Below are 19,250 nucleotides of genomic sequence, written 5' to 3' on the forward strand. Positions count from 1 at the left end.
GATATAGAGTTCCGATAATTTATTCGTAGCGTGAACAAAATAAAGCGCACAAAGCGCCGCGCGTGAAGCCCCATGGGGTGACGACAGGGAGGTGCACATGAAGAGCTCAATGAAGACATTGATCGTGCCGCTGCTGGTGAGCGCAACGGCGCTCGCGATGGCCACGGGCGCGGCACAAGCGCAGCAGAAAAAGACCATCGCGCTGGTGACCAATGTCGCGGCCGACTTCTGGACCATCGCCGGCCGCGGGCTTGAGAAGGCGCAGAAGGAGCACCCGGAATACAATATCGAGTTGATCGTCACCAACGACGGAACTGCGGCGGGCCAGCGGCGCGAGTTGGATGACCTGCTGGTGCGCGGCGTCGCCGGCATCTCTATTTCTGTAGACGATGCGCCGCACGCAACCGAAGAACTCAACAAGGTTGCGGCCAAGACCGTATTGATCACGACGGACAGCGACGCGCCGCAGAGCAATCGTCTCGCCTATATCGGCACCGACAACGTCGCGGCTGGGCGGCAGGCGGGCGAGGAGATCAAGAAGGCGCTGCCGAACGGCGGCAAGATCGCACTGTTTGTCGGAACGATGGACGCTGACAACGCCCGCGAGCGGGTGCAGGGTATCAAGGAAGCGATCGCCGGCACCAAGGTCGAGCTGGTCGACGTGTTCACCGACCAGGTGGACTTCGCCAAGGCCAAGGCGAATATGGAGAACGTGCTCGTCAAATATCCCGACATTGCGCTGTTGTCCGGCCTGTGGAGCTACGAGACACCCTTGATCTATGACGCGGTGAAGGCGGCGGGCAAGGTCGGCAAGGTGAAGATTGTCGGCTTCGACGAGGACCAGCGCACGCTGCGGGGCATTTCCGACGGCACGATCGAATCCACGGTCGTGCAGCAGCCGTACGAGTTCGGCTATCTCTCCGCCACCAACATCATCAAAACGCTGAACGGCGACAAGTCCTGGATCCCGGCGGATAGCAAGCTGATCGTGCCGACCAAGGTGATCGGCAAGTCCAACGTCGCGGAGTTCACCGCATCTCTGAAGGAACTGCTGAAGAAGTGACTTCAGTATGCTTCACCGCCGGGCTGCCACAGGCGACCGGGCGTTGTGCGGGAGGAAGCGCCAAATGGCGGAAACGCTGCTTGAACTTGCCGGGATCAGCAAGAGTTATCCCGGTGTCAGGGCCCTCGACAATGTCAACCTGCGCGTGTACCGCGGCGAGGTATTGGGCCTGATCGGCGAGAACGGCGCCGGCAAATCGACGCTGATGCGCGTGCTGGGCGGCGTGATCGCGCCGAGCGAAGGCGTGATCCGCATCGGCGGCAACGACCACGCCGACCACGCCCGGCTGACGGTGAGCGAGGCGACGCGGGCCGGCATCGCCTTCGTGCACCAGGAACTGAACCTGTTCGAGAATCTCGACGTCGCGGCCAACGTGTTCATAGGGCGCGAGAAGCTCACCGGGGGCCCGCTGAAGCTGGTGGACAACGCGGAGATGCGCGCCCGCGTGACGCCGCTGCTGGCGCGGCTGGGCGCCGATTTCACCCCGAGCACGCTGGTCGACGACCTGTCCATCGCGCAGCGTCAGATGGTGGAGATCGCCAAGGCGCTCTCGATTGACGCCCGCGTGATCATCATGGACGAGCCGACCTCCAGCCTGACAATTTCGGAGACAGAACGGCTGCTGGAGGTGATTGCCGAGCTGAAGGCGCACGACATCTCGGTGATCTTTATCTCTCACCGGCTGGGCGAGATCATGACCTGCGCTGATCGCGTCGTGGTGCTGCGCGACGGGCGCACGGTGGGGGAGCTGGCGCGCGACGAGCTGAGCCATGCCGCAATGATCCGGCTTATGATCGGCCGTGACCTGAAGGCGCTGTATACGCCGCCGAAACGGCCGCCGCAGCCGGGCGGCTGCGACATTGTCGGCCTCGTGACGTCAGCCTTTCCCGACCGGCAGATCAATCTTTCCGTGCGGAGCGGCGAGATTCTCGGCCTGGCGGGGCTCGTGGGCGCTGGCCGCACCTCGCTCGCCCGCGCGGCCTTCGGCATTGACCCGCTGCTGGGTGGCGAGATCAGGATCGACAACGCGCCGGTCGGTGTCGCGTCGCCGCGGGACGCGATCAGGCAAGGGATCTATCTGATGCCGGAGGACCGCAAGAAATCCGGGCTAGTGCTTGAACTGCCGATCCGGGAGAACGTGACGCTCGCGAGCTTGCTGAACTATGCGCGGATGTGGCTGGTAAACGGTGCGGCCGAGCGCAAGGTCGCAAAAGAACAGGTTCGGAGCCTGTCCATAAAGGCGCCGAGCATCGATATGGAGGCCGTGACGCTCTCCGGCGGCAACCAGCAGAAAGTCGTGCTGGGCAAGTGGCTCTCCATGCAGCCGCGAGTGATGTTCTTCGACGAGCCGACCCGCGGCATCGATGTCGGTGCCAAGAGCGAGATCTATGTGCTGATGCGCGACCTCGCCGACCAGGGCGTCGCGATCGTGATGATCTCCTCGGACATGGAGGAGGTCATCGGCGTCTCCGACCGCGTGGCGGTGATGCATGAAGGGAGTGTCAGCGGCGTGCTCGAGCGCGAGCAGTTCAGCGAATATAACGTGTTGCGGCTGGCGGTCGGCCAAGCGCTGGAAACCATGGAAGCCGCCGCGCCATGATGAAGAAAGAACTCGGCCTGTGTCTGCTGCTGGTGGTGATCTCCGCCATCACGGGCGCGATCAATCCGGCCTTTCTATCGTTGGTGAACTTGCTGAATATGGCCAATCTGATCGGCCTGTTCGGCGTGTTCGCTCTCGGCGTCGGGCTTGTGATCATCACCGGAGGCATCGACCTTTCGGTCGGCTCGATGTTCGCGCTGCTTGGCGTCGTATTCATCGACCTTCTGACGACTTATCAGGTCTATTGGCCCTTCGCGCTGCTGCTCGTCCTGCTCGGCGGACTGGCGCTAGGGGGCATCCAGGGTTTCCTGATCACACGGCTGAAAATGCAGCCCTTCATCGTGACGCTGTGCGGGTTGCTGATCTATCGCGGCGCCGCCCGCTACTATACGAGCGATTCGACACGCGGCTTCGGTTACGGTGACGAGGCCAGCACGCTGAGCAACATCGCCTCCGGCAATATCGCGGGCGTCCCGAACACCTTCATCTTCCTGATCATCCTTGCGCTGATCCTCGGCGTGCTGCTGCACCGCTCGGTCTACGGGCGCTGGCTCTATGCCGTGGGCAAGAACGAGGAAGCGGCGCGCTTCTCCGGTATCCGCACAGATATCGTGATCGCGACCGCCTACATCATCAGCGGCGGGCTCGCCGGCGTTTCAACGGTGTTGTTCGTATTCTACACGAACTCGGTCTCTCCGAGTTCGTTCGGCAATTTCTACGAGCTCTATGCGATCGCGGCTGCGGTTCTCGGTGGGTGCAGCCTGCGCGGCGGCGAGGGCTCCATTCTCGGTATCGTGTTGGGGACGGCGCTGCTGCAGGTGCTGCAGAACCTTGTGAACATCCTGGGCATTCCCAATTCCCTGAACTTCGCGGTGATGGGGACAGTGATTCTGCTCGGCGTGCTGGCGGATCAGCAATTGCAGAGCCGTCGGCGGCGCAAGGTGGCGCTGGCCGGCCTGGCCCGCACGGCGCAGAGATCGACACTTGTGCAAGGAAAGCAGAGCGCATCACCGCGCGGCGCGGCTGCGTTGCCAAACGAGAACGGGTGATCAGGCATGAGGGCTCGGTAAGGAGAATCACGACTTCAACCGCCAGTTGCCATACAGACTGTTTCTTCGGCGGCTGAAATCGGTCTGGGCTGGGGAGGATGCACGTTCCAGGCTCGAGGGCTTTGGGCGGGAACGTGACACAAAATAGACAAAGCCTGGGGACGCTGGGAGTGCCAGAAAATGTTGCATAGATCTGTAAACATCGCGCGCGTGTGCGGGGTGGGGATTGCTTTGTCATCTCTGTTGAGCGGTGGAGCGCATGCGGCCGATTTTTCAACGAAAGCTCCGCCGCTTCCTTATGTTACGGCCGATGATTTCTGGACGAGACCGTATCTGTTTGGCGATCTCGGCAGGACCCAGCTGAAGGAGCAGGGCATCGATATCGGCCTGACGCTGGGTAATGAATCCGTCGGCAACCTGTCGGGCGGAAACAGGAACACCGCGGCCAACGCTGGACAGCTATGGTTCGGGGCCAAGCTCGATATGGCGAAGCTTGCCGGCATCCCGGGGGGTACGGTCGGCCTCACGTTGGTCCAGCGCTTCGGCGACAACCTGAATACCGAGGCAGGCATTCCGGCCTTGCAATTGACCAATGAAGTTTTCGGCCGCGGCAATATCTTTCGCCTGACCCAACTCTATTACTCGCAGAAGCTTTTCGATGATCGGCTTGAACTCAAGGCCGGCCGTCTTCCGGTCGGCTCCGACTTCTTCTTCGGCCTGTGCGAGTTCATCAACCTGACCTTCTGCGGCGGCCAGCCCGGGAACATCCTGGGTGGCTACATCTATAATTGGCCGGTGAGCCAATGGGCCGGCGTCGTCCACTACAACTTCGCCAAGGAATGGACGTTTTCGGTCGGCGTCTACGACTCCAATCCGAATTATCTGACGACCTCAGAGCCCAGCATCTACTTCTTGCCAGGCGTCCCCTCCTCAAAACCCGTCTCGGGTGTGTTCGTGCCGATGGAGCTGACCTGGAGTCCGAGCGGTGCCCTGTACGGGACCTGGAGATTGGGCGGCTGGTACGACAGTCAGTCGACGATTGATGGTGGCCTGCCGGGTATCATTGTTACCATCCCGGGCGTCGGTGGTGTCCCGGATCAAAATCTGGGAGATCAAAGAGGCCGCTTCGGCGTTTATGAGTCGATCCTGCAGCGGTTGACCGTTGACGGTCCCGGTGCGCTGGGTTGGTATACCTTCCTCAATACGACCGTTGCCGATCACCGGACGTCGTACCAGGACTACCAGATCGCCTGGGGCGTCAAGCACACTGGAACGTTCGCCTCGCGCCCCCAGGACGAAGTCGGCTTCGCGGTGGGCACGACCCACGTGAACTCGGCCGCTCTCAGCCCGAATGCAGGCGGTAACGAAATTCCGATCGAAGCCTGGTACGGGTGGCAGGCGACCGGCTGGATGAACCTCAAATTCGACCTCCAGTATGTGATCAATCCCGGCGGGCGCGGGTATAATGCCGACGGCGTGAAGACCGATAATGCCTGGGTTCTTGGTCTGCGCACCGAGGTCCATTTCTGATGCGACGGTAGCCCGTCCGGGTCAAACATTGAGCTACTCTGACGCGAAAGGTGTGTGCATGCCCGTATGCGGGCATGCCGAGAGGAGAAAAGCCGGCGGATCGCTGCCGCACTGCTCACCGGCGTTGCGACCATTGGAAATGCGGCCGCCGCATCGCAGGCGGGTTATGGGCATGCGCCGGATCGTCGAAGTGTTCGAAGACTGAGCCATGACCGAGACAACGCCACGCATTGCAAGGGACGTTTTCGGCGCGCTGCCCGATGGCCGCCCGGTCGATCGGGTGGTGCTCTCGGGTGCGCGCGGCTTCCAAGCGCATGTCATCACCTATGGCGCAGCGCTTCAGGCGCTGATCGTGCCCGATGCGGTTGGCCGCTGCGAAGACGTCGTGCTCGGTCACGACGATCTTGCAGGTTATTTGCGCGAGCGGCACTTCTTCGGCGCGACGGTCGGCCGCTACGCCAATCGCATCGCCAATGGCCGTTTCGTGCTCGATGGCGAGGTCGTTCAGCTCGCGGCCAACAACGGCGCGCATGCGCTCCATGGCGGCCCGGAGGGTTTTGACCGAAAGCTCTGGCGGATCGCTGACATTGAGGATGGGGCGGAGCCGATGGTGACCTTGGCCCATGTCAGCGCTCACGGTGAGGAGGGCTATCCCGGCCGGCTCGACATTCGCGTCGGCTATCGGCTGACCGGGCCGACGGAATTATCCGTCAGCTTCGAAGCACGGGTCGATCGTCCGACGATCGTCAACCTGACCAACCACAGCTTTTTCAATCTCGAAGGCGCTGCGTCAGGCGTGGACATCCTCGACCACCGGCTCACGATCGCCGCCGACCGTTTCCTCGCGATCGATCCGAGCGCGATTCCGTTGCCGGAGGCGCCGCGCGCGGTCGCCGATACCCCCTTCGATTTCCGCAAGTCCACGGCAGTCGGTGCCAGGATCCGCTGCTATGATGCGCAGCTTCGAAACGGTAGAGGCTACGACCATAACTTCTGCCTCGATGATGCTGGCGAGCTACGCCTCGCGGCCCGGCTCGAGGCGCCAAGATCGGGGCGGATTCTCGAGCTCCTGACCGATCAGCCTGGATTGCAGATCTATTCCGGAAACTATCTCGATGGCTCGGTTGTCGGAAAGCGAGGCCGGCTTTACCGGCAATCCGACGCTATCTGCCTCGAACCGCAGGTCTGGCCTGATGCGCCAAACCGCGCAGACTTTCCAAGCGCGCGCCTTGCGCCCGGCTCGGTCTATCGGCACCACAGCGTCTATCGGTTTAGTTCCGCGGGCGGGCCGACATGATGGAGCAAGTGCCGACGTCCATTCTGTGCGCCGAGCGCTGCCACCTCGGCGAGGGCCCGACCTATGATGCGGCGACAGATACCGCCTGGTGGTTCGATATCCTCGAGAGCAGGTTGTTCGAGGCTCGACTCGCGAGCAGACAGGTCCGCGTTCACCGGCTCGGCAGGATGGCGAGCGCGCTTGCGCGCATTGACGCCGAGCGTCAACTTGTTGTCGCGGAAGACGGTCTTTATGTCCGTTCCATCGCCGATGGCTCGATGACGCTTTATCGTCCGCTCGAGGCCGACAATCACGTCACCCGATCCAACGATGCGCGGGTGCATCCGTCCGGAACGATCTGGATCAGCACCATGGGACGCAAGGCGGAGGCGGAGGCAGGCAGCGTCTACGCGCTCCATCACGGCGAGCTCTCGCGCCTATTTGCGAACATTACGATTCCGAACGCCATCTGCTTTTCAGTCGACGGCGCGCTCGGCTATTTCGCCGACACCGCGAAGAACGAACTCTATCGCATCGCGCTCGACCCCGTGACAGGCCTGCCGCGCGGCGCACCCGAAGTTTTGCTGCGACACCGTGGTGTTGGCGGCCTTGACGGTGCGGTGGTCGATGCCGATGGCCAGATCTGGAATGCGCGCTGGGCTGGCGGTTGCGTCGATGTCTATAGTCCGCAAGGCGAGCATCTGCGCTGCCTGCTTGTCCCGGCGCGTCAGCCGAGCTGCCCGGCGTTCGTCGGGCCCGATCTGTCGCGTCTCCTGGTCACCTCGGCCTGGCAAGACATGGATGCGGGGGCGCGTGCTGCCGACCCGGATCATGGGCGCACGTTCGTCCTGGACGTGGCTGCACGCGGCCGACCGGAGCCGGACGTCAGGCTTGCTAATTCCTAGGAGATAGTCCCGCCCAAATCCTCACTGCAACGACAGAAACGTTCCTAACCCAACGGGAGTGAAAATATGGCCAGACTGAAAACCACGTTGCTTATGCTCGCACTGGCGGGCCTTACCGCCGCGGCATCCGGCCGCGTCGCGCTTGCACAGAAAGCGACGATCGGCATCGCGATGCCGACAAAATCCTCCGCGCGGTGGATCGACGACGGCAACAACATGGCCAAGGTGCTGCGCGAGCGCGGCTACGGCACTGACCTGCAATATGCCGAGGACGATATTCCGAACCAGCTCGCGCAGGTCGAGAACATGGTGACCAAGGGAGCCAAGGTGCTGGTGATCGCGGCGATCGACGGCACCACTCTCTCGGACGTGCTCAAGCAGGCCAAGGCCAAGGGCATCACCGTGATCGCCTATGACCGCCTGATCCGCGACACGCCGAATGTCGACTACTATGCGACCTTCGACAACTTCCAGGTCGGCGTCCAGCAGGCGCAGTCGATCGAACAGGGGCTGGGGCTGAAGGAGGGCAAGGGCCCGTTCAACATCGAACTGTTCGGCGGCTCGCCTGACGACAACAACGCCTACTTCTTCTACAACGGTGCGATGTCAGTGCTGCAGCCCTATATCGACAGCGGCAAGCTGGTCGTCGGCAGCAAGCAGACGGGCATGGACAAGGTCTCGATCTTGCGCTGGGACGGTGCGACCGCGCAGGCGCGCATGGACAATCTGCTTAGCGCCTTCTACGGCAAGAAGCGCGTCGACGCGGTGCTCTCCCCGTATGACGGCCTCTCCATTGGCATCATCTCCTCGCTGAAGAGTGTCGGCTATGGCACGCCCGATCAGCCGATGCCGATCGTCAGCGGCCAGGACGCAGAGGTGCCGTCGATCAAGGCAATACTGCGGGGCGATCAATATTCCACCATCTTCAAGGATACCCGCGATCTCGCGCGGGTGACGGCGGATATGGTCGACGCCGTGCTCAACGGCAAGGAAGTACCCGTCAACGACGCCAAGACCTACAACAACGGAATCAAGACGGTGCCGTCCTATCTGCTCAAGCCGGTGGTGGTGTACAAGAGCAATTGGGACAAGGTGCTGGTTGACAGCGGTTACTACAAGCGTTCGCAATTCGAGTGAGCAAACTGGTCCGGCAAGCGCAGAAGGCCCGCTTGCCGGACGACAGCTCGGTTCCACTGCAGGACATGATACGATGACGGCAATGCTGGAAATGCGCGGCGTCAGCAAGAGCTTTGCAGGCGTGCAGGCGCTACGCGACGTCAATTTCACAGTGGAGGCCGGGCAGATCCACGCCCTCGTCGGCGAGAACGGCGCCGGCAAGTCGACGCTGATGAAAGTGCTGAGCGGCGTCTATCCGCATGGCGACTATGAAGGCACCGTCATCTTCGATGGCGAGGAACAGCGTTTTCGCGACATCAACGATTCCGAGGCGCTCGGGATCATCATCATCCATCAGGAGCTGGCACTGATCCCGCTGATGTCGATTGCCGAGAACATTTTTCTGTCGCATCCGCCGGCGCGGTTCGGCGTGATCGACCGCGACGCAGTGTATCGGCGCACAAGGGAACTGTTGGCCCAGGTCGGTCTGCGCGAACCGCCGGATGCGCTCATTACCGACCTCGGTATCGGCAAGCAGCAACTGGTCGAGATTGCGAAAGCGCTCTCCAAGCGGGTGCGTCTCCTGATCCTGGACGAGCCCACCGCGAGCCTCAATGAGACCGACAGCGCGGCGCTGCTCGACCGGCTGATGGCGTTCCGCCAGCAGGGCATCGCCTCGATCCTGATTTCGCATAAGCTGAACGAGGTCGCGCGCGTCGCCGACCGCATCACCATCTTGCGCGATGGCCGCACCGTTGACTCGATCGACTGCCGGACCGAGCAGGTCGAGGAAGACCGCATCATACGCAGCATGGTCGATCGCGATCTCGCCCATCGTTTCCCGCCGCGCGACGCCAGGATCGGGGACCCCGTGCTGGTGGTGGAGGACTGGAGCGTCCATCACCCGCTCCATCCCGAGCGCCAGGTGATCAAGAATGTCGGCTTCCACGTGCGGCGCGGCGAGGTGGTCGGCATCGCCGGCCTGATGGGTGCCGGCCGTACTGAATTCGCGACAAGCCTGTTCGGCCGCGCCTGGGGCTACAACATCAGCGGACGGGTGTCGCTGGACGGCAGCGAGGTCGACCTCTCCAGCGTGCCGGCGGCCATTGACGCGGGGCTCGCCTATGTGACCGAAGACCGCAAGCAGCTCGGTTTGATCCTTGCCGACGACGTCCGCAAGAATATCACGCTCGCGAGCCTTTCCCAGGTCGCGCCGCGATGGGTGATCGACGACATCAGAGAGTTGAGGGCAGCCAGCGACTATCGCAACCGGATGCGAATCCGCTGCTCCGATGTCTATCAGGAAACCGGCCAGCTCTCCGGCGGCAACCAGCAGAAGGTCGTGCTGTCAAAATGGCTGATGACGGACCCAAAAGTCCTGATCCTGGACGAGCCGACCCGTGGGATCGACGTCGGCGCCAAATACGAGATCTATTGTATCATCAATGAACTCGCGGAGGCGGGCAGGGGCGTCGTGGTGATTTCCTCGGAAATGCCGGAGTTGCTCGGCATCTGCGACCGGATCTGCGTGATGAACGATGGCGCCTTTGTCGGCGAATTTGCTGCCAGCGAAGCGACGCAGGAGAAGATCATGCGCGCCATCATGCGCAACAAGCCAATACAAGGCAGCGCGGAGCGGAACAGGATGCAGATGGGTGGAGTGCGGCCATGAGCGACAAGACGGTTTCGCTGCCTGTGCAACGCGGGCATGCGGGGTTCATCAAGAACAGTCTGCGCAACTACGGCATGCTGTTGTCGCTGTTCGCGATCATGCTGTTCTTCCAGATCGTCACCGACGGCACGCTGCTGCAGCCGCTCAATCTTACCAATCTGGTGTTGCAGAACAGCTATATCGTGATCATGGCGCTCGGCATGCTGCTCGTGATCGTCACCGGCCATATCGACCTCTCGGTCGGGTCGGTCGCCGGCTTCATCGGCGCGATCGCCGCCGTGCTCATGGTCCGCTATCACGTCGACTATCCGCTCGCTTTCATTGCCTGCCTGCTGGTCGGCGCGGCGATCGGTGCGGCGCAGGGATACTGGGTTGCCTATTTCGGGATTCCATCCTTCATCGTCACGCTTGCGGGCATGCTGGTGTTCAAGGGCCTTGCCCTGGCGGTTCTGCAGGGACAATCCGTAGGGCCATTTCCGCCGACCTTCCAGAAGTTGTCTTCAGGCTTCATCCCGGAGCTCTTTCCTGGCGCCGACACGCTGCACCCGACCTCGTTGCTGATCGGCGCTGTCCTGGCGCTGGCGCTGGTCTATGCCAGCGCCAAAACCCGTGCCCGTGAGAAATCGCACGGGATCGAGGTCGAGCCGTATGCGCTGTTCGTCGCAAAAAGTGCTGCGCTTCTGGCCGTTATCCTCTACTTCACCTACCTGATCGCTTCGCATCGCGGGCTGCCGAATGTGCTCGTGATTATGACCGCGCTGATCGCGCTCTATGGCTTCGTCACACGCCGGACGATCATCGGGCGCCAAATCTACGCCGTCGGCGGCAATGCCAAAGCCGCCAAGCTGTCCGGCATCAAGACTGAACGGCTCACCTTCCTGACTTTTGTGAACATGGGAGTTCTGGCCGCGCTTGCCGGCCTCATCTTTGCAGCGCGTCTCAACACGGCAACCCCCAAGGCTGGCGCCGGTTTCGAGCTCGACGTCATCGCCGCGTGCTTTATTGGCGGCGCTTCCGCCTATGGCGGCGTCGGGCGGGTCGGCGGCGCCGTGGTCGGCGCCATGATCATGGGTGTGATGAACAATGGGATGTCGATCCTTGGCGTCGGCATCGACTACCAGCAGGTGATCAAGGGATTGGTGCTGCTCGCCGCCGTCTGCATCGATGTCTACAACCAGCGCAGGTGACGACGGACCGGTCCCATTCGACGCGAAGATCAGGTGTCAATATCTGGAATCGCTGGTCAACCAGCATGTCTGAGCGAGGCCAACCATGGCAACCCCTCACGCTGCCGGGCAACCGGTTCTGGAGTTGAAAGGCATCGGCAAGGAGTTCGGTGCCATTCGCGCGCTGCACGGGGTCGACATGCGCATCCTCCCCGGCGAAGTGGTTGGCTTGATGGGAGACAACGGTGCCGGCAAGTCGACGCTCGTCAAGATCATCGCCGGCAATTTCCCGCCGAGTCACGGCGAGATTCGCTTTGACGGCAAGGCGGTTCATTTCGCCCGTCCGATCGATGCCCGCGCGGTCGGAATCGAGGTCGTCTACCAGGACCTCGCGCTCGCCGACAATCTCACGGCGGCCGCCAATGTCTTCCTCGGCCGTGAGCTCAAGCGCAAATTTGGTCCGTTCGCCTTTCTCGATCACAAGGCGATGGCGGCGCGCGCGCTGGAACTGTTCGGAGAACTGCGCTCGGAGACCCGTCCGCATGACCTCGTCAAGCAGATGTCGGGCGGCCAGCGCCAGGCTGTCGCGATCGCCCGGACGCGGCTCTCCAATGCCAAGCTCGTGATGATGGACGAGCCGACGGCCGCGATCTCGGTCCGCCAAGTCGAGCAGGTCTTAAGCCTGATCCATCACCTGAAGGAGCAGAGAGTCGCGGTGATGCTGATCTCGCACCGCATGCCGGACGTATTCGCGGTCTGCGACCGCGTCGTCGTCATGCGCCGCGGTGAGAAGTGCGCCGATAAGGCGATCGATGACACCAGCCCCGAGGAAGTCACCTCCCTCATCACGGGAGCGAAGGAGGCTGCGTGATGGCCACGCGCATGGAATCTCCCATCACCTTCACCAATATCGGCAAGGCCAAATGGTGGCAGAGCGGCTTCTTTGCCTCGCAGACCGGCTACGTCCTGATCGCGCTGGTGGCTCTGTTCGTGGTGATGAACTTCGCGAGCCCGTATTTCTTCACCGAAGGCAATATGCAGAATGTGGCGAAGAACTTTTCCTTCATCGCCATCGCCACGCTCGGCGTGACCCTCGTCATTATCACGGCCGGCATCGATCTTTCGGTCGGCTCGATGATGTGCTTTTCCGCGATGATCACCTCGATGGTCATGACGTACATCTCGACGCCGGGCACGCCTGGCGCAGAGTGGTTCGTGCATCTGGCGGCTGACGGCAAGACTGTGGTCGCGAATGTGCCCGGTTTGATCCTGCTCGTCTCGGTCCTGGCGGGGCTCGGCGTCGCGCTGATGGTCGGCCTCGTCAACGGCTTCTGCATCGCGGTGCTTGGGCTGTCGCCTTTCGTCACCACGCTCGGCATGCTCTCGATCGTGCGCGGCCTTGGCTACGTCGTCTCCAACGGCCGCGGCAGTTTTCCCGGTGGCCCCGACGCCGATTATTTCTACGCGCTGACATCGGGCGTTGTGCTCGGCATGCCCGTGTCGTTCATCTATCTCGTGGTTCTCGCGGTGGCGATGGCGGTCGTGCTGCATCACACCAGTTTCGGCCGCCACGTCTTTGCCCTCGGCGGCAATGAGAAGGCGGCCGCGTTGACGGGAATTTCGGTCGTGCGCGTGAAGGTCGAGGTCTATGTGATCTGCGCGCTCGCGGCGGGTCTGCAGGGCATCATCATCTCCGGCTGGCTGGGATCGGCGCCTGCAAACATGGCGACGTCCTACGAGCTCAATGTCATTGCGGCCGCGGTCATCGGCGGTGCCAATCTCGCCGGCGGCGTCGGCGGCCCGCTCGGGGCCATTGTCGGCTGCGTGCTGCTCGAGGTGATCCGCAACGGCCTCGTGCTCGCGCAGGTCAACTCCTATTGGCAGCAGACCCTCGTGGGCGTGATTATCATCGCGGCGGTGCTGGTCGATCGCATCCGATCGCGCATGGCCTAAAGAGCTCCTCCGGGAGGATAACGAAATGTTCGTCTATCCGCCTCCCGGAGCCGCTGATTTCAAGGGATAGGCACAAAAAATGTGGAGGGAAGCAATGAGGAAGGTACTTCTTGCCGGCATGGCCATCGCCGTGATGGCGACGCCAGCGGTTGCTCAGAGCTACAAATTCGTGATCGTGCCCAAGGCCATGAACAATCCGTTCTTTGATTTCGCGCGCGACGGCTGCCAGAAACGCGCCAAGGAGCTCGGCAACATCGAATGCATCTATAAAGGTCCCGTCGAGCACGAGCCCGCGACGCAAGCCCAGATCATCCAGGATTTCATCACCCAAAAGGTGGACGGCCTGGCCATCTCGGTCGCCGATGTTGCGGCGATGACAAAGTCGATCGAGGCGGCAACGACAGCCGGTATTCCCGTCATCACGTTTGACTCGGACGCGCCGGGCTCGAAGCGGATCGCCTACATCGGCACCAACAACAAGGAGTTCGGCCTCGCGCTTGGCAAGCAATTGCTGAAGCTCCGGCCCGATGGCGGCAAATACGCAATGATCTCCGGCGGGCCGGGTGCGCAGAATTTGGCCGAACGCGTCAATGGCGTCCGCGAAGCGCTCAAAGGTTCGAAGTGGACCGAAGTCCCGGGCTCGCCAACCTTCTGCAACGACGATCCCGCGCTTGGCGTGCAGCAGATGACGGATCTGCGCACCGCGACACCTGACCTCGCGGCGATCATTCCGATCGGCGGCTGGCCCATGTTCGCGCCGGAAGGCTTCAAGGCGTTCGCCAGCAAGAGCAAGAAGGACATGGACGCCGGCAAGTTCACGCTTGTCGTGGCCGACACCCTCAGGATGCAGCTCGAGCTTCTGAACGAAGGTTATGCCAATGCGCTGGTCGGCCAGCGTCCGTTCGAGATGGGCGAGAAATCGATGGATACTCTGCTTGCAATCAAGAAGGGCCAGAAGGTGCCGGAGATCATCCACACTGGTCTCGACGTTGTGACGAAGGACAACGTCGCAAAGATGTTGAAGTAGGAACGTCTGGACCGGATTTCTTCGGCGGAACGGACTAGCGTCGAATCGCAAATTCGTTCGACGCTCGCCGATATTCCCAGTCGGCCCGCTCAAGTTCTGGTCGATCGAACTCTGCCTCGGGGTACCCGACGCAGAAGTAGCCGATGAATTTCCAGGACTCCGGCACTACAAGAATCTCGTGGATACTGGCTGGGTTCAGGATCGATACCCAGCCAACCCCGATGCCCTCTGCACGCGCGGCGAGCCACATCGAGCAGACCGCCGCGACGACGGAATATTCGACCGTTTCCGGCATGGTTGCACGCCCGAGGCCGTGACCCACGTTGCCTGTCGTTTCCGCGAACACAGCCAGGTGTCCCGGCGCCTCTTCGAGGCCAGAGAGCTTGAGGGCTGCATATCGGGCCGCGCGTTCGCCCGAATAGGACTGCAAGGCATCAGCATTGCAGGCCTTGAAGTTCTCGATCACGGCCCGGCGTCTCGCCTTGTCCTCGACAATGACGAACCGCCAAGGCTGGCTCAGGCCGACCGAAGGGGAAAGGCAGGCGATCTCGATGAGCCGCTCGATGGCGTCGCTCGGGAGCGGATCAGGACGAAACCGCCGGACGTCGCGACGCCACACGAACAGCTCGCGCAGTTGTCGGCGAAAGGGTTCGTCGAAGGAAACCATCAGGGCTCACGGTTCTGAATAATGATGCGGGACCAGCAGCACGGCGATTTCGCCGATCTGTTCGAACGCGCCCAATCTGTCCCCCAATTTGCCGCGTTGCAAGCCATGCCGTCATCACCCTGGCCAGCGGAGCAGGATCAGGCAAGCACGGTCTTGGCCGGCCCAAGACCAAGACACAGTTCTTAGGCAACACCGGCGGCGCTGGCGATAAGTTCGAAGGAGCGCAGCCGAGCTGCGTGATCGTAGACATCGGACACGATCATGAGTTCGTCGGCGCTTGTTTCCGCAACGAGCGCATCGATGCCCGAACGAACCGTATCGGGCGAGCCAACGATGGAGCGCGCGAGCATGCTCATCGCCTGCGCTTTTTCCGCAGGCGACCAGTAGCTCTCAATATCGTCGATCGGCGGCTGGCTGAGGCCCCGCGCGCCGCGGAAGATGTTCGTGAAGGACATCTGCTGGGTCGTCGCCAGCCTGCGCGCTTCGTCATCGCTGCCGGCGGCGATGATGTTGACGCCCACCATCGCGTAGGGACGGTCAAGTTGCTCGGACGGTTTGAAGCGGCTGCGGTAGATCTGCAGCGCGGGGATCAGCAGGTCAGGAGCGAAATGCGAGGCGAAGGCATAGGGAAGCCCGAGCTCAGCTGCCAGCATCGCGCCAAAATTACTCGATCCGAGAATCCACAACGGCACTTCCGTTCCCGCCGCCGGCACCGCCTGGATGCGCTGATTGGGACCGGCAGGAGCCAGAAAGGCCTGCACTTCGAGAACGTCCTGCGGGAAGTTTTCGGCCGCTTCGGGCGCACGGCGCAACGCGCGCAGCGTCAGCTGGTCGGTCCCCGGTGCACGGCCCAGCCCGAGATCAATGCGGCCTGGAAACAGGCGCGCCAGCGTCCCGAACTGCTCGGCGATGACGTAGGGGGCATGGTTGGGGAGCATGATGCCGCCCGCGCCGACGCGGATCGTTTTTGTTCCCGCTGCGATATGACCGATCACAACCGACGTCGCGGCGCTCGCGATGCCCGGCATGTTGTGGTGCTCCGCCACCCAAATGCGGCGATAGCCCCAAGCCTCGGCATGGACCGCGATGTCGCGGGCGTTATCGAGCGCGCCGCGGGCATCGGTGTCTTGAGTGACGCGGACGAGATCGAGGATAGACAGTGTCGTCATAGGACCTCCCGAACGAAACCCTCTGTGTGGAATGACGCTGCCAGAGATACTGGGCCGCGTCCAAGCTTGTCCGAAACGGCAGGCTTCATTCGATTCTTGTACCCCATATGGGCACTGTCTCTGTGTGGGTCAATCCGCTGAATCCGGTACGCGATTGACCAACAGTGCCGACCTGCTCCTTGCGTTTTGGGCCTTGATAGGTTTTAAGGCCGGAGACTTCACGATCACAGGTACGAACGAGAAGCGAACCGCGTGGCTTGTCGCCTCCGATCAGGGTGACGTAGCCCGGGTAGCGCATGCGCTTCAAAACTGTTCTGAGCCTCCACAAAGGAATCCATCATGGCCAAGATGACCAAGAATCAGTTGATTGATGCAATTGCAGAAGGAACGCAGGTTTCCAAGGCAGACGTAAAGGCCGTCATCGAGCAGATGGCGACTGTAGGCTACAAGGAGCTGAATGAGTGCGGCGAGTTCGTCATTCCCGGCTTCGTCAAAATGTCGGTCGTAAATAAGCCTGCTACTGAAGCCCGCAGCGGTATAAATCCTTTTACGAAAGAGCCTATGGAGTTCGCGGCCAAGCCAGCCAGCAGGTCGGTCAAGGCGTCACCTCTCAAGGTGGCTAAAGATGCTGTCTGAAGCGGATGGGTTGGTGGTCGAAAAGATCGGTCCTGGCCGGACGACAACGCGCGCCGTCGGAAAGACCGGGCAGGCGAAGTTCAAGAAATGAGCGTTCGCAATTGAATCTTCCGATGGGAACGTCGCGATTGCGACGCTCCCATCGTTCTCGTTTCGTTATCAACCGAAGAACGTCGCCGACCTTGATGAACAGAATCTCCGACTGATCAATGCGATCAACAACGACGGACGGATCTATCTCACGCAGACCAAAGTCCATCGTCATCCGATTTCAGGCGGGTTCATTCGATATGACAGAAGCCGATGCGGATGCCGCATTCGAGGTGATCGTCGAAATTGGTCGACAACTGACTGCGCGAGCAGCATCAGCTTAAGTTCCATGGACGCAGCGTTCGGCATCGCTTCCCGGCCGCCATGATAGATTTCGCTTCCTATCCGGAACGCGCCTGTTAACATCTTCTCGCGTAGTCGAGTTCTTATTCTTAGAGCGTTTTCGAGCGAAGTGGATACCGGTTCGCGTGAAGAAAACGCGTCAACACAAGAATTTAGAGCCTCGGTTCTGATTGAATCAGAACCGAGGCTCTAGAGCGTTTTCGAGCGAAGTGGATACCGGTTCGCGTGAAGAAAACGCGTCAACACAAGAATTTAGAGCTTCGGTTCTGATTGAATCAGAACCGAGGCTCTAGAGCGTTTTCGAGCGAAGTGGATACCGGTTCGCGTGAAGAAAACGCGTCAACACAAGAATTTAGAGCTTCGGTTCTGATTGAATCAGAACCGAAGCTCTGGTGATGAATTTCGGATTATGACAGGACGCACGAGGGAAAGCCCGTCATGCTCGCTAGGTTCATCGGCACCGTCCTGGCTGTCATAACTGCCTGTGTGACCACATGGCATGGAAATGCATATGCAGAGATATTGATCACGACTGCCACCATATCGCGAGGCGAGTTGGTCATCGTAGGAAGGGTTAGGCGGCCTCGCGAGCCGGGCGTGGAGATCAAGATTAGCCCAAATAAAACAGTGCAGGTCGAGAGCACTTCGACTGGAGGGTTTAGGTGGATTGGACCAGAGTTTCCCTCCACCTGCATTGTCAAGATCACCTCCGGGCAGGATACGAGAGACGTGGTGATACAAAACTGCGGCCTTCCCGGTCCTGCCGGACCGCCCGGGCCGGCGGGTCCTCCAGGCCCCGCAGGACCGATGGGCCCGCCCGGGCCTAAGGGAGATTAACGGGTAACCGGGGCGGCCCTAATTCCGGCCGTCGGCAGCAAAGCGTAGGAACTGGCGCTTCATCGCATTGACCTTGGCGAGATAGGCCGCGACGAGGTGATCGCCGCAGCGCTCGCCAGCCATCGTTTGAAAACCCCGCCGTACGAAAGCCCCCGCCGGACCGGCGCCGCAGAGATGAATGAATGCGGCCAGATCCTGCTTCTGCTGCGGGTTTGCCGTCGCATTCGTCGCGCGGGCGAGAACCGCCGCGACATTGCGGTCCAAATACACGGCCGCCAGTTCGACGGCATGGCTTGGAAGCGTGCGAAGATACAGGCTGGTGAATCCGCAGTCGGCATCGACGACCGCGTTCTTGCGGATGCAGGACCGGGCGGCCTCGGCGTAAGCTGCATCGGTCATCTGATATAGGCCGACGGCGCTCGAGGCCGGTTGATAGACTGCGAGAGGATTCCAGTTGAGTTGCCAACGCCAGTAGGTGCGCGCCACCGGGTTGCCGGTGCTCTCGACTTGCGCCAACGCGGCCAGCAATTCGGGCGTAATCGTGCTGGTCGAGTAGGCGCGAAAGAGCGGTCCGTACTGCCGCCACGTTTCACTCGGCTTCTTGTCGAGTGCGCCGCCAACGAGGAAGAACAACTCGGTCGGCTTACGGACCACGTGGTAGACGAGGTTCATCAGAGGGAATGCCGCCAGGAGGATCGCGACAGCGCCAACGACCGCAACCGCCCGCGGTGCTGTCGTGAGTTTTTGTCGCACCCAACGCGCGCCATGCCAGAGGCGAAGGCGAGGGAGGAACCTGTTCCAGCCTCTCCTGACATGCGTCCTGCGAGAAGAGGGCTTGGTAGTGCGCGGCGAGGACACAGGAATCGTCGGTCCGTCATTCTGTTCTGAATCAACAAGCGACAGTTGATAGGGCGGATTGATCGCGAGCAAAACCCATCACGGAGGGTTGGGTAGACGCGACCATTCGGTCCGCGAAAGCCGGCTCAGGCCGGGCGGCCGCGTGCGACAAATCAACCCGACGGGCAAATCAGCAAAAGTCTGTCCACCCCTCGCGGAAAAAACATTCCGCTTTCGCCGTCGGGCAAATCAGTGATTTAACTCCGCGCGTCTCACCCGAATGAGGGGCGGGTCGCGATCGTCACGAACGTTGCGGTGAGATGCGGTGGACGCGATGCGTGCGACTGACGAGCG

General features: G+C 61.4%; 17 protein-coding genes. 13 read left to right on the forward strand and 4 right to left on the reverse strand.

All coding sequences use genetic code 11. The annotated features are described in order from the left end of the window. Nucleotides 1-97: 97 nt before the first annotated feature. The 12 genes from AC5ZG5_RS11945 to AC5ZG5_RS12000 all read left to right on the forward strand — a co-directional run bounded on the left by AC5ZG5_RS11945 (nucleotide 98) and on the right by AC5ZG5_RS12000 (nucleotide 14,357). Nucleotides 98-1,063, forward strand: a complete 966-nt coding sequence (locus AC5ZG5_RS11945; protein ID WP_130223863.1) for a sugar-binding protein — start codon at nucleotides 98-100, stop codon at nucleotides 1,061-1,063. A 64-nt stretch (nucleotides 1,064-1,127) separates the two neighbouring features. Further along, entirely contained in the window at nucleotides 1,128-2,663 is a 1,536-nt protein-coding gene (locus AC5ZG5_RS11950; protein WP_456641994.1) for a sugar ABC transporter ATP-binding protein, read from the forward strand. After that, nucleotides 2,660-3,712 (forward strand): ABC transporter permease, encoded by a 1,053-nt coding sequence (locus tag AC5ZG5_RS11955; RefSeq protein ID WP_456641995.1) that lies wholly within the window; start codon nucleotides 2,660-2,662, stop codon nucleotides 3,710-3,712. Before AC5ZG5_RS11950 ends, AC5ZG5_RS11955 begins: the two co-directional genes overlap by 4 nt. Before the next feature lie 180 nt (nucleotides 3,713-3,892). Beyond that, on the forward strand, nucleotides 3,893-5,242 hold the full coding sequence (locus tag AC5ZG5_RS11960; RefSeq protein WP_456641996.1) for a carbohydrate porin: 1,350 nt from the start codon (nucleotides 3,893-3,895) through the stop codon (nucleotides 5,240-5,242). Between the two features lie 208 nt (nucleotides 5,243-5,450). After that, nucleotides 5,451-6,539, forward strand: coding sequence for an aldose epimerase family protein (locus AC5ZG5_RS11965; RefSeq protein ID WP_456641997.1), 1,089 nt, complete (start codon nucleotides 5,451-5,453; stop codon nucleotides 6,537-6,539). After that, nucleotides 6,539-7,423: an SMP-30/gluconolactonase/LRE family protein gene (locus AC5ZG5_RS11970; protein ID WP_456642026.1), complete on the forward strand. Its 885-nt coding sequence runs from the start codon at nucleotides 6,539-6,541 to the stop codon at nucleotides 7,421-7,423. The genes AC5ZG5_RS11965 and AC5ZG5_RS11970 overlap by 1 nt, the downstream gene beginning before the upstream one ends. Nucleotides 7,424-7,489: 66 nt before the next feature. After that, complete coding sequence (gene chvE / locus AC5ZG5_RS11975) at nucleotides 7,490-8,560, forward strand: multiple monosaccharide ABC transporter substrate-binding protein (RefSeq protein ID WP_456641998.1); 1,071 nt, start codon at nucleotides 7,490-7,492, stop codon at nucleotides 8,558-8,560. Nucleotides 8,561-8,633: 73 nt separating this feature from the next. Next, a complete protein-coding gene (mmsA, locus tag AC5ZG5_RS11980) occupies nucleotides 8,634-10,211 on the forward strand; it encodes a multiple monosaccharide ABC transporter ATP-binding protein (protein ID WP_456641999.1) in 1,578 nt (525 codons plus the stop codon). Next, on the forward strand, nucleotides 10,208-11,398 hold the full coding sequence (gene mmsB, locus AC5ZG5_RS11985; protein ID WP_130223873.1) for a multiple monosaccharide ABC transporter permease: 1,191 nt from the start codon (nucleotides 10,208-10,210) through the stop codon (nucleotides 11,396-11,398). Before mmsA ends, mmsB begins: the two co-directional genes overlap by 4 nt. An 85-nt stretch (nucleotides 11,399-11,483) precedes the next feature. After that, a complete protein-coding gene (locus tag AC5ZG5_RS11990; protein WP_456642000.1) occupies nucleotides 11,484-12,248 on the forward strand; it encodes an ATP-binding cassette domain-containing protein in 765 nt (254 codons plus the stop codon). Further along, a complete protein-coding gene (locus tag AC5ZG5_RS11995; RefSeq protein WP_456642001.1) occupies nucleotides 12,248-13,330 on the forward strand; it encodes an ABC transporter permease in 1,083 nt (360 codons plus the stop codon). The genes AC5ZG5_RS11990 and AC5ZG5_RS11995 overlap by 1 nt, the downstream gene beginning before the upstream one ends. A 94-nt stretch (nucleotides 13,331-13,424) precedes the next feature. Further along, the gene (locus AC5ZG5_RS12000; RefSeq protein WP_456642002.1) at nucleotides 13,425-14,357 is read left to right on the forward strand and encodes a sugar-binding protein; all 933 of its coding nucleotides are present in this window, start codon (nucleotides 13,425-13,427) and stop codon (nucleotides 14,355-14,357) included. 34 nt (nucleotides 14,358-14,391) lie between these two features. On the opposite strand, the gene bluB is transcribed toward AC5ZG5_RS12000, so the two are convergent. Both bluB and AC5ZG5_RS12010 read right to left on the reverse strand, forming a co-directional pair. Continuing rightward, nucleotides 14,392-15,024, reverse strand: a complete 633-nt coding sequence (gene bluB, locus AC5ZG5_RS12005; protein WP_456642003.1) for a 5,6-dimethylbenzimidazole synthase — start codon at nucleotides 15,022-15,024, stop codon at nucleotides 14,392-14,394. A 182-nt stretch (nucleotides 15,025-15,206) separates the two neighbouring features. After that, on the reverse strand, nucleotides 15,207-16,193 hold the full coding sequence (locus AC5ZG5_RS12010; protein WP_130223883.1) for an LLM class flavin-dependent oxidoreductase: 987 nt from the start codon (nucleotides 16,191-16,193) through the stop codon (nucleotides 15,207-15,209). Nucleotides 16,194-16,532: 339 nt separating this feature from the next. On the opposite strand from AC5ZG5_RS12010, the gene AC5ZG5_RS12015 reads away from it, so the two are divergent. Then, nucleotides 16,533-16,829: an HU family DNA-binding protein gene (locus AC5ZG5_RS12015; protein WP_028164672.1), complete on the forward strand. Its 297-nt coding sequence runs from the start codon at nucleotides 16,533-16,535 to the stop codon at nucleotides 16,827-16,829. Here AC5ZG5_RS12015 and AC5ZG5_RS12020 read toward each other — a convergent pair. After that, on the reverse strand, nucleotides 16,813-17,094 hold the full coding sequence (locus tag AC5ZG5_RS12020; protein ID WP_456642004.1) for a hypothetical protein: 282 nt from the start codon (nucleotides 17,092-17,094) through the stop codon (nucleotides 16,813-16,815). The two genes, AC5ZG5_RS12015 and AC5ZG5_RS12020, sit on opposite strands and share 17 nt — an antisense overlap. Before the next feature lie 983 nt (nucleotides 17,095-18,077). After that, nucleotides 18,078-18,812 (reverse strand): transglycosylase SLT domain-containing protein, encoded by a 735-nt coding sequence (locus tag AC5ZG5_RS12025; protein ID WP_245474557.1) that lies wholly within the window; start codon nucleotides 18,810-18,812, stop codon nucleotides 18,078-18,080. Between the last annotated feature and the right edge of the window lie 438 nt (nucleotides 18,813-19,250).

This window comes from Bradyrhizobium sp. Ses1 (assembly GCF_059512365.1).

Coding starts and splice junctions, on each gene's coding strand:
- chvE (WP_456641998.1), top strand. CDS start 7,490: ATGGCCAGACTGAAAACCACGTTGCTTATGCTCGCACTGGCGGGCCTT.
- AC5ZG5_RS11970 (WP_456642026.1), top strand. CDS start 6,539: ATGGAGCAAGTGCCGACGTCCATTCTGTGCGCCGAGCGCTGCCACCTC.
- AC5ZG5_RS11995 (WP_456642001.1), top strand. CDS start 12,248: ATGGCCACGCGCATGGAATCTCCCATCACCTTCACCAATATCGGCAAG.
- mmsA (WP_456641999.1), top strand. CDS start 8,634: ATGACGGCAATGCTGGAAATGCGCGGCGTCAGCAAGAGCTTTGCAGGC.
- AC5ZG5_RS11965 (WP_456641997.1), top strand. CDS start 5,451: ATGACCGAGACAACGCCACGCATTGCAAGGGACGTTTTCGGCGCGCTG.
- AC5ZG5_RS11950 (WP_456641994.1), top strand. CDS start 1,128: ATGGCGGAAACGCTGCTTGAACTTGCCGGGATCAGCAAGAGTTATCCC.
- bluB (WP_456642003.1), bottom strand. CDS start 15,024: ATGGTTTCCTTCGACGAACCCTTTCGCCGACAACTGCGCGAGCTGTTC.
- AC5ZG5_RS11960 (WP_456641996.1), top strand. CDS start 3,893: ATGTTGCATAGATCTGTAAACATCGCGCGCGTGTGCGGGGTGGGGATT.
- AC5ZG5_RS12010 (WP_130223883.1), bottom strand. CDS start 16,193: ATGACGACACTGTCTATCCTCGATCTCGTCCGCGTCACTCAAGACACC.
- mmsB (WP_130223873.1), top strand. CDS start 10,208: ATGAGCGACAAGACGGTTTCGCTGCCTGTGCAACGCGGGCATGCGGGG.
- AC5ZG5_RS11955 (WP_456641995.1), top strand. CDS start 2,660: ATGATGAAGAAAGAACTCGGCCTGTGTCTGCTGCTGGTGGTGATCTCC.
- AC5ZG5_RS12015 (WP_028164672.1), top strand. CDS start 16,533: ATGGCCAAGATGACCAAGAATCAGTTGATTGATGCAATTGCAGAAGGA.
- AC5ZG5_RS11945 (WP_130223863.1), top strand. CDS start 98: ATGAAGAGCTCAATGAAGACATTGATCGTGCCGCTGCTGGTGAGCGCA.
- AC5ZG5_RS12020 (WP_456642004.1), bottom strand. CDS start 17,094: ATGACGATGGACTTTGGTCTGCGTGAGATAGATCCGTCCGTCGTTGTT.
- AC5ZG5_RS11990 (WP_456642000.1), top strand. CDS start 11,484: ATGGCAACCCCTCACGCTGCCGGGCAACCGGTTCTGGAGTTGAAAGGC.
- AC5ZG5_RS12000 (WP_456642002.1), top strand. CDS start 13,425: ATGAGGAAGGTACTTCTTGCCGGCATGGCCATCGCCGTGATGGCGACG.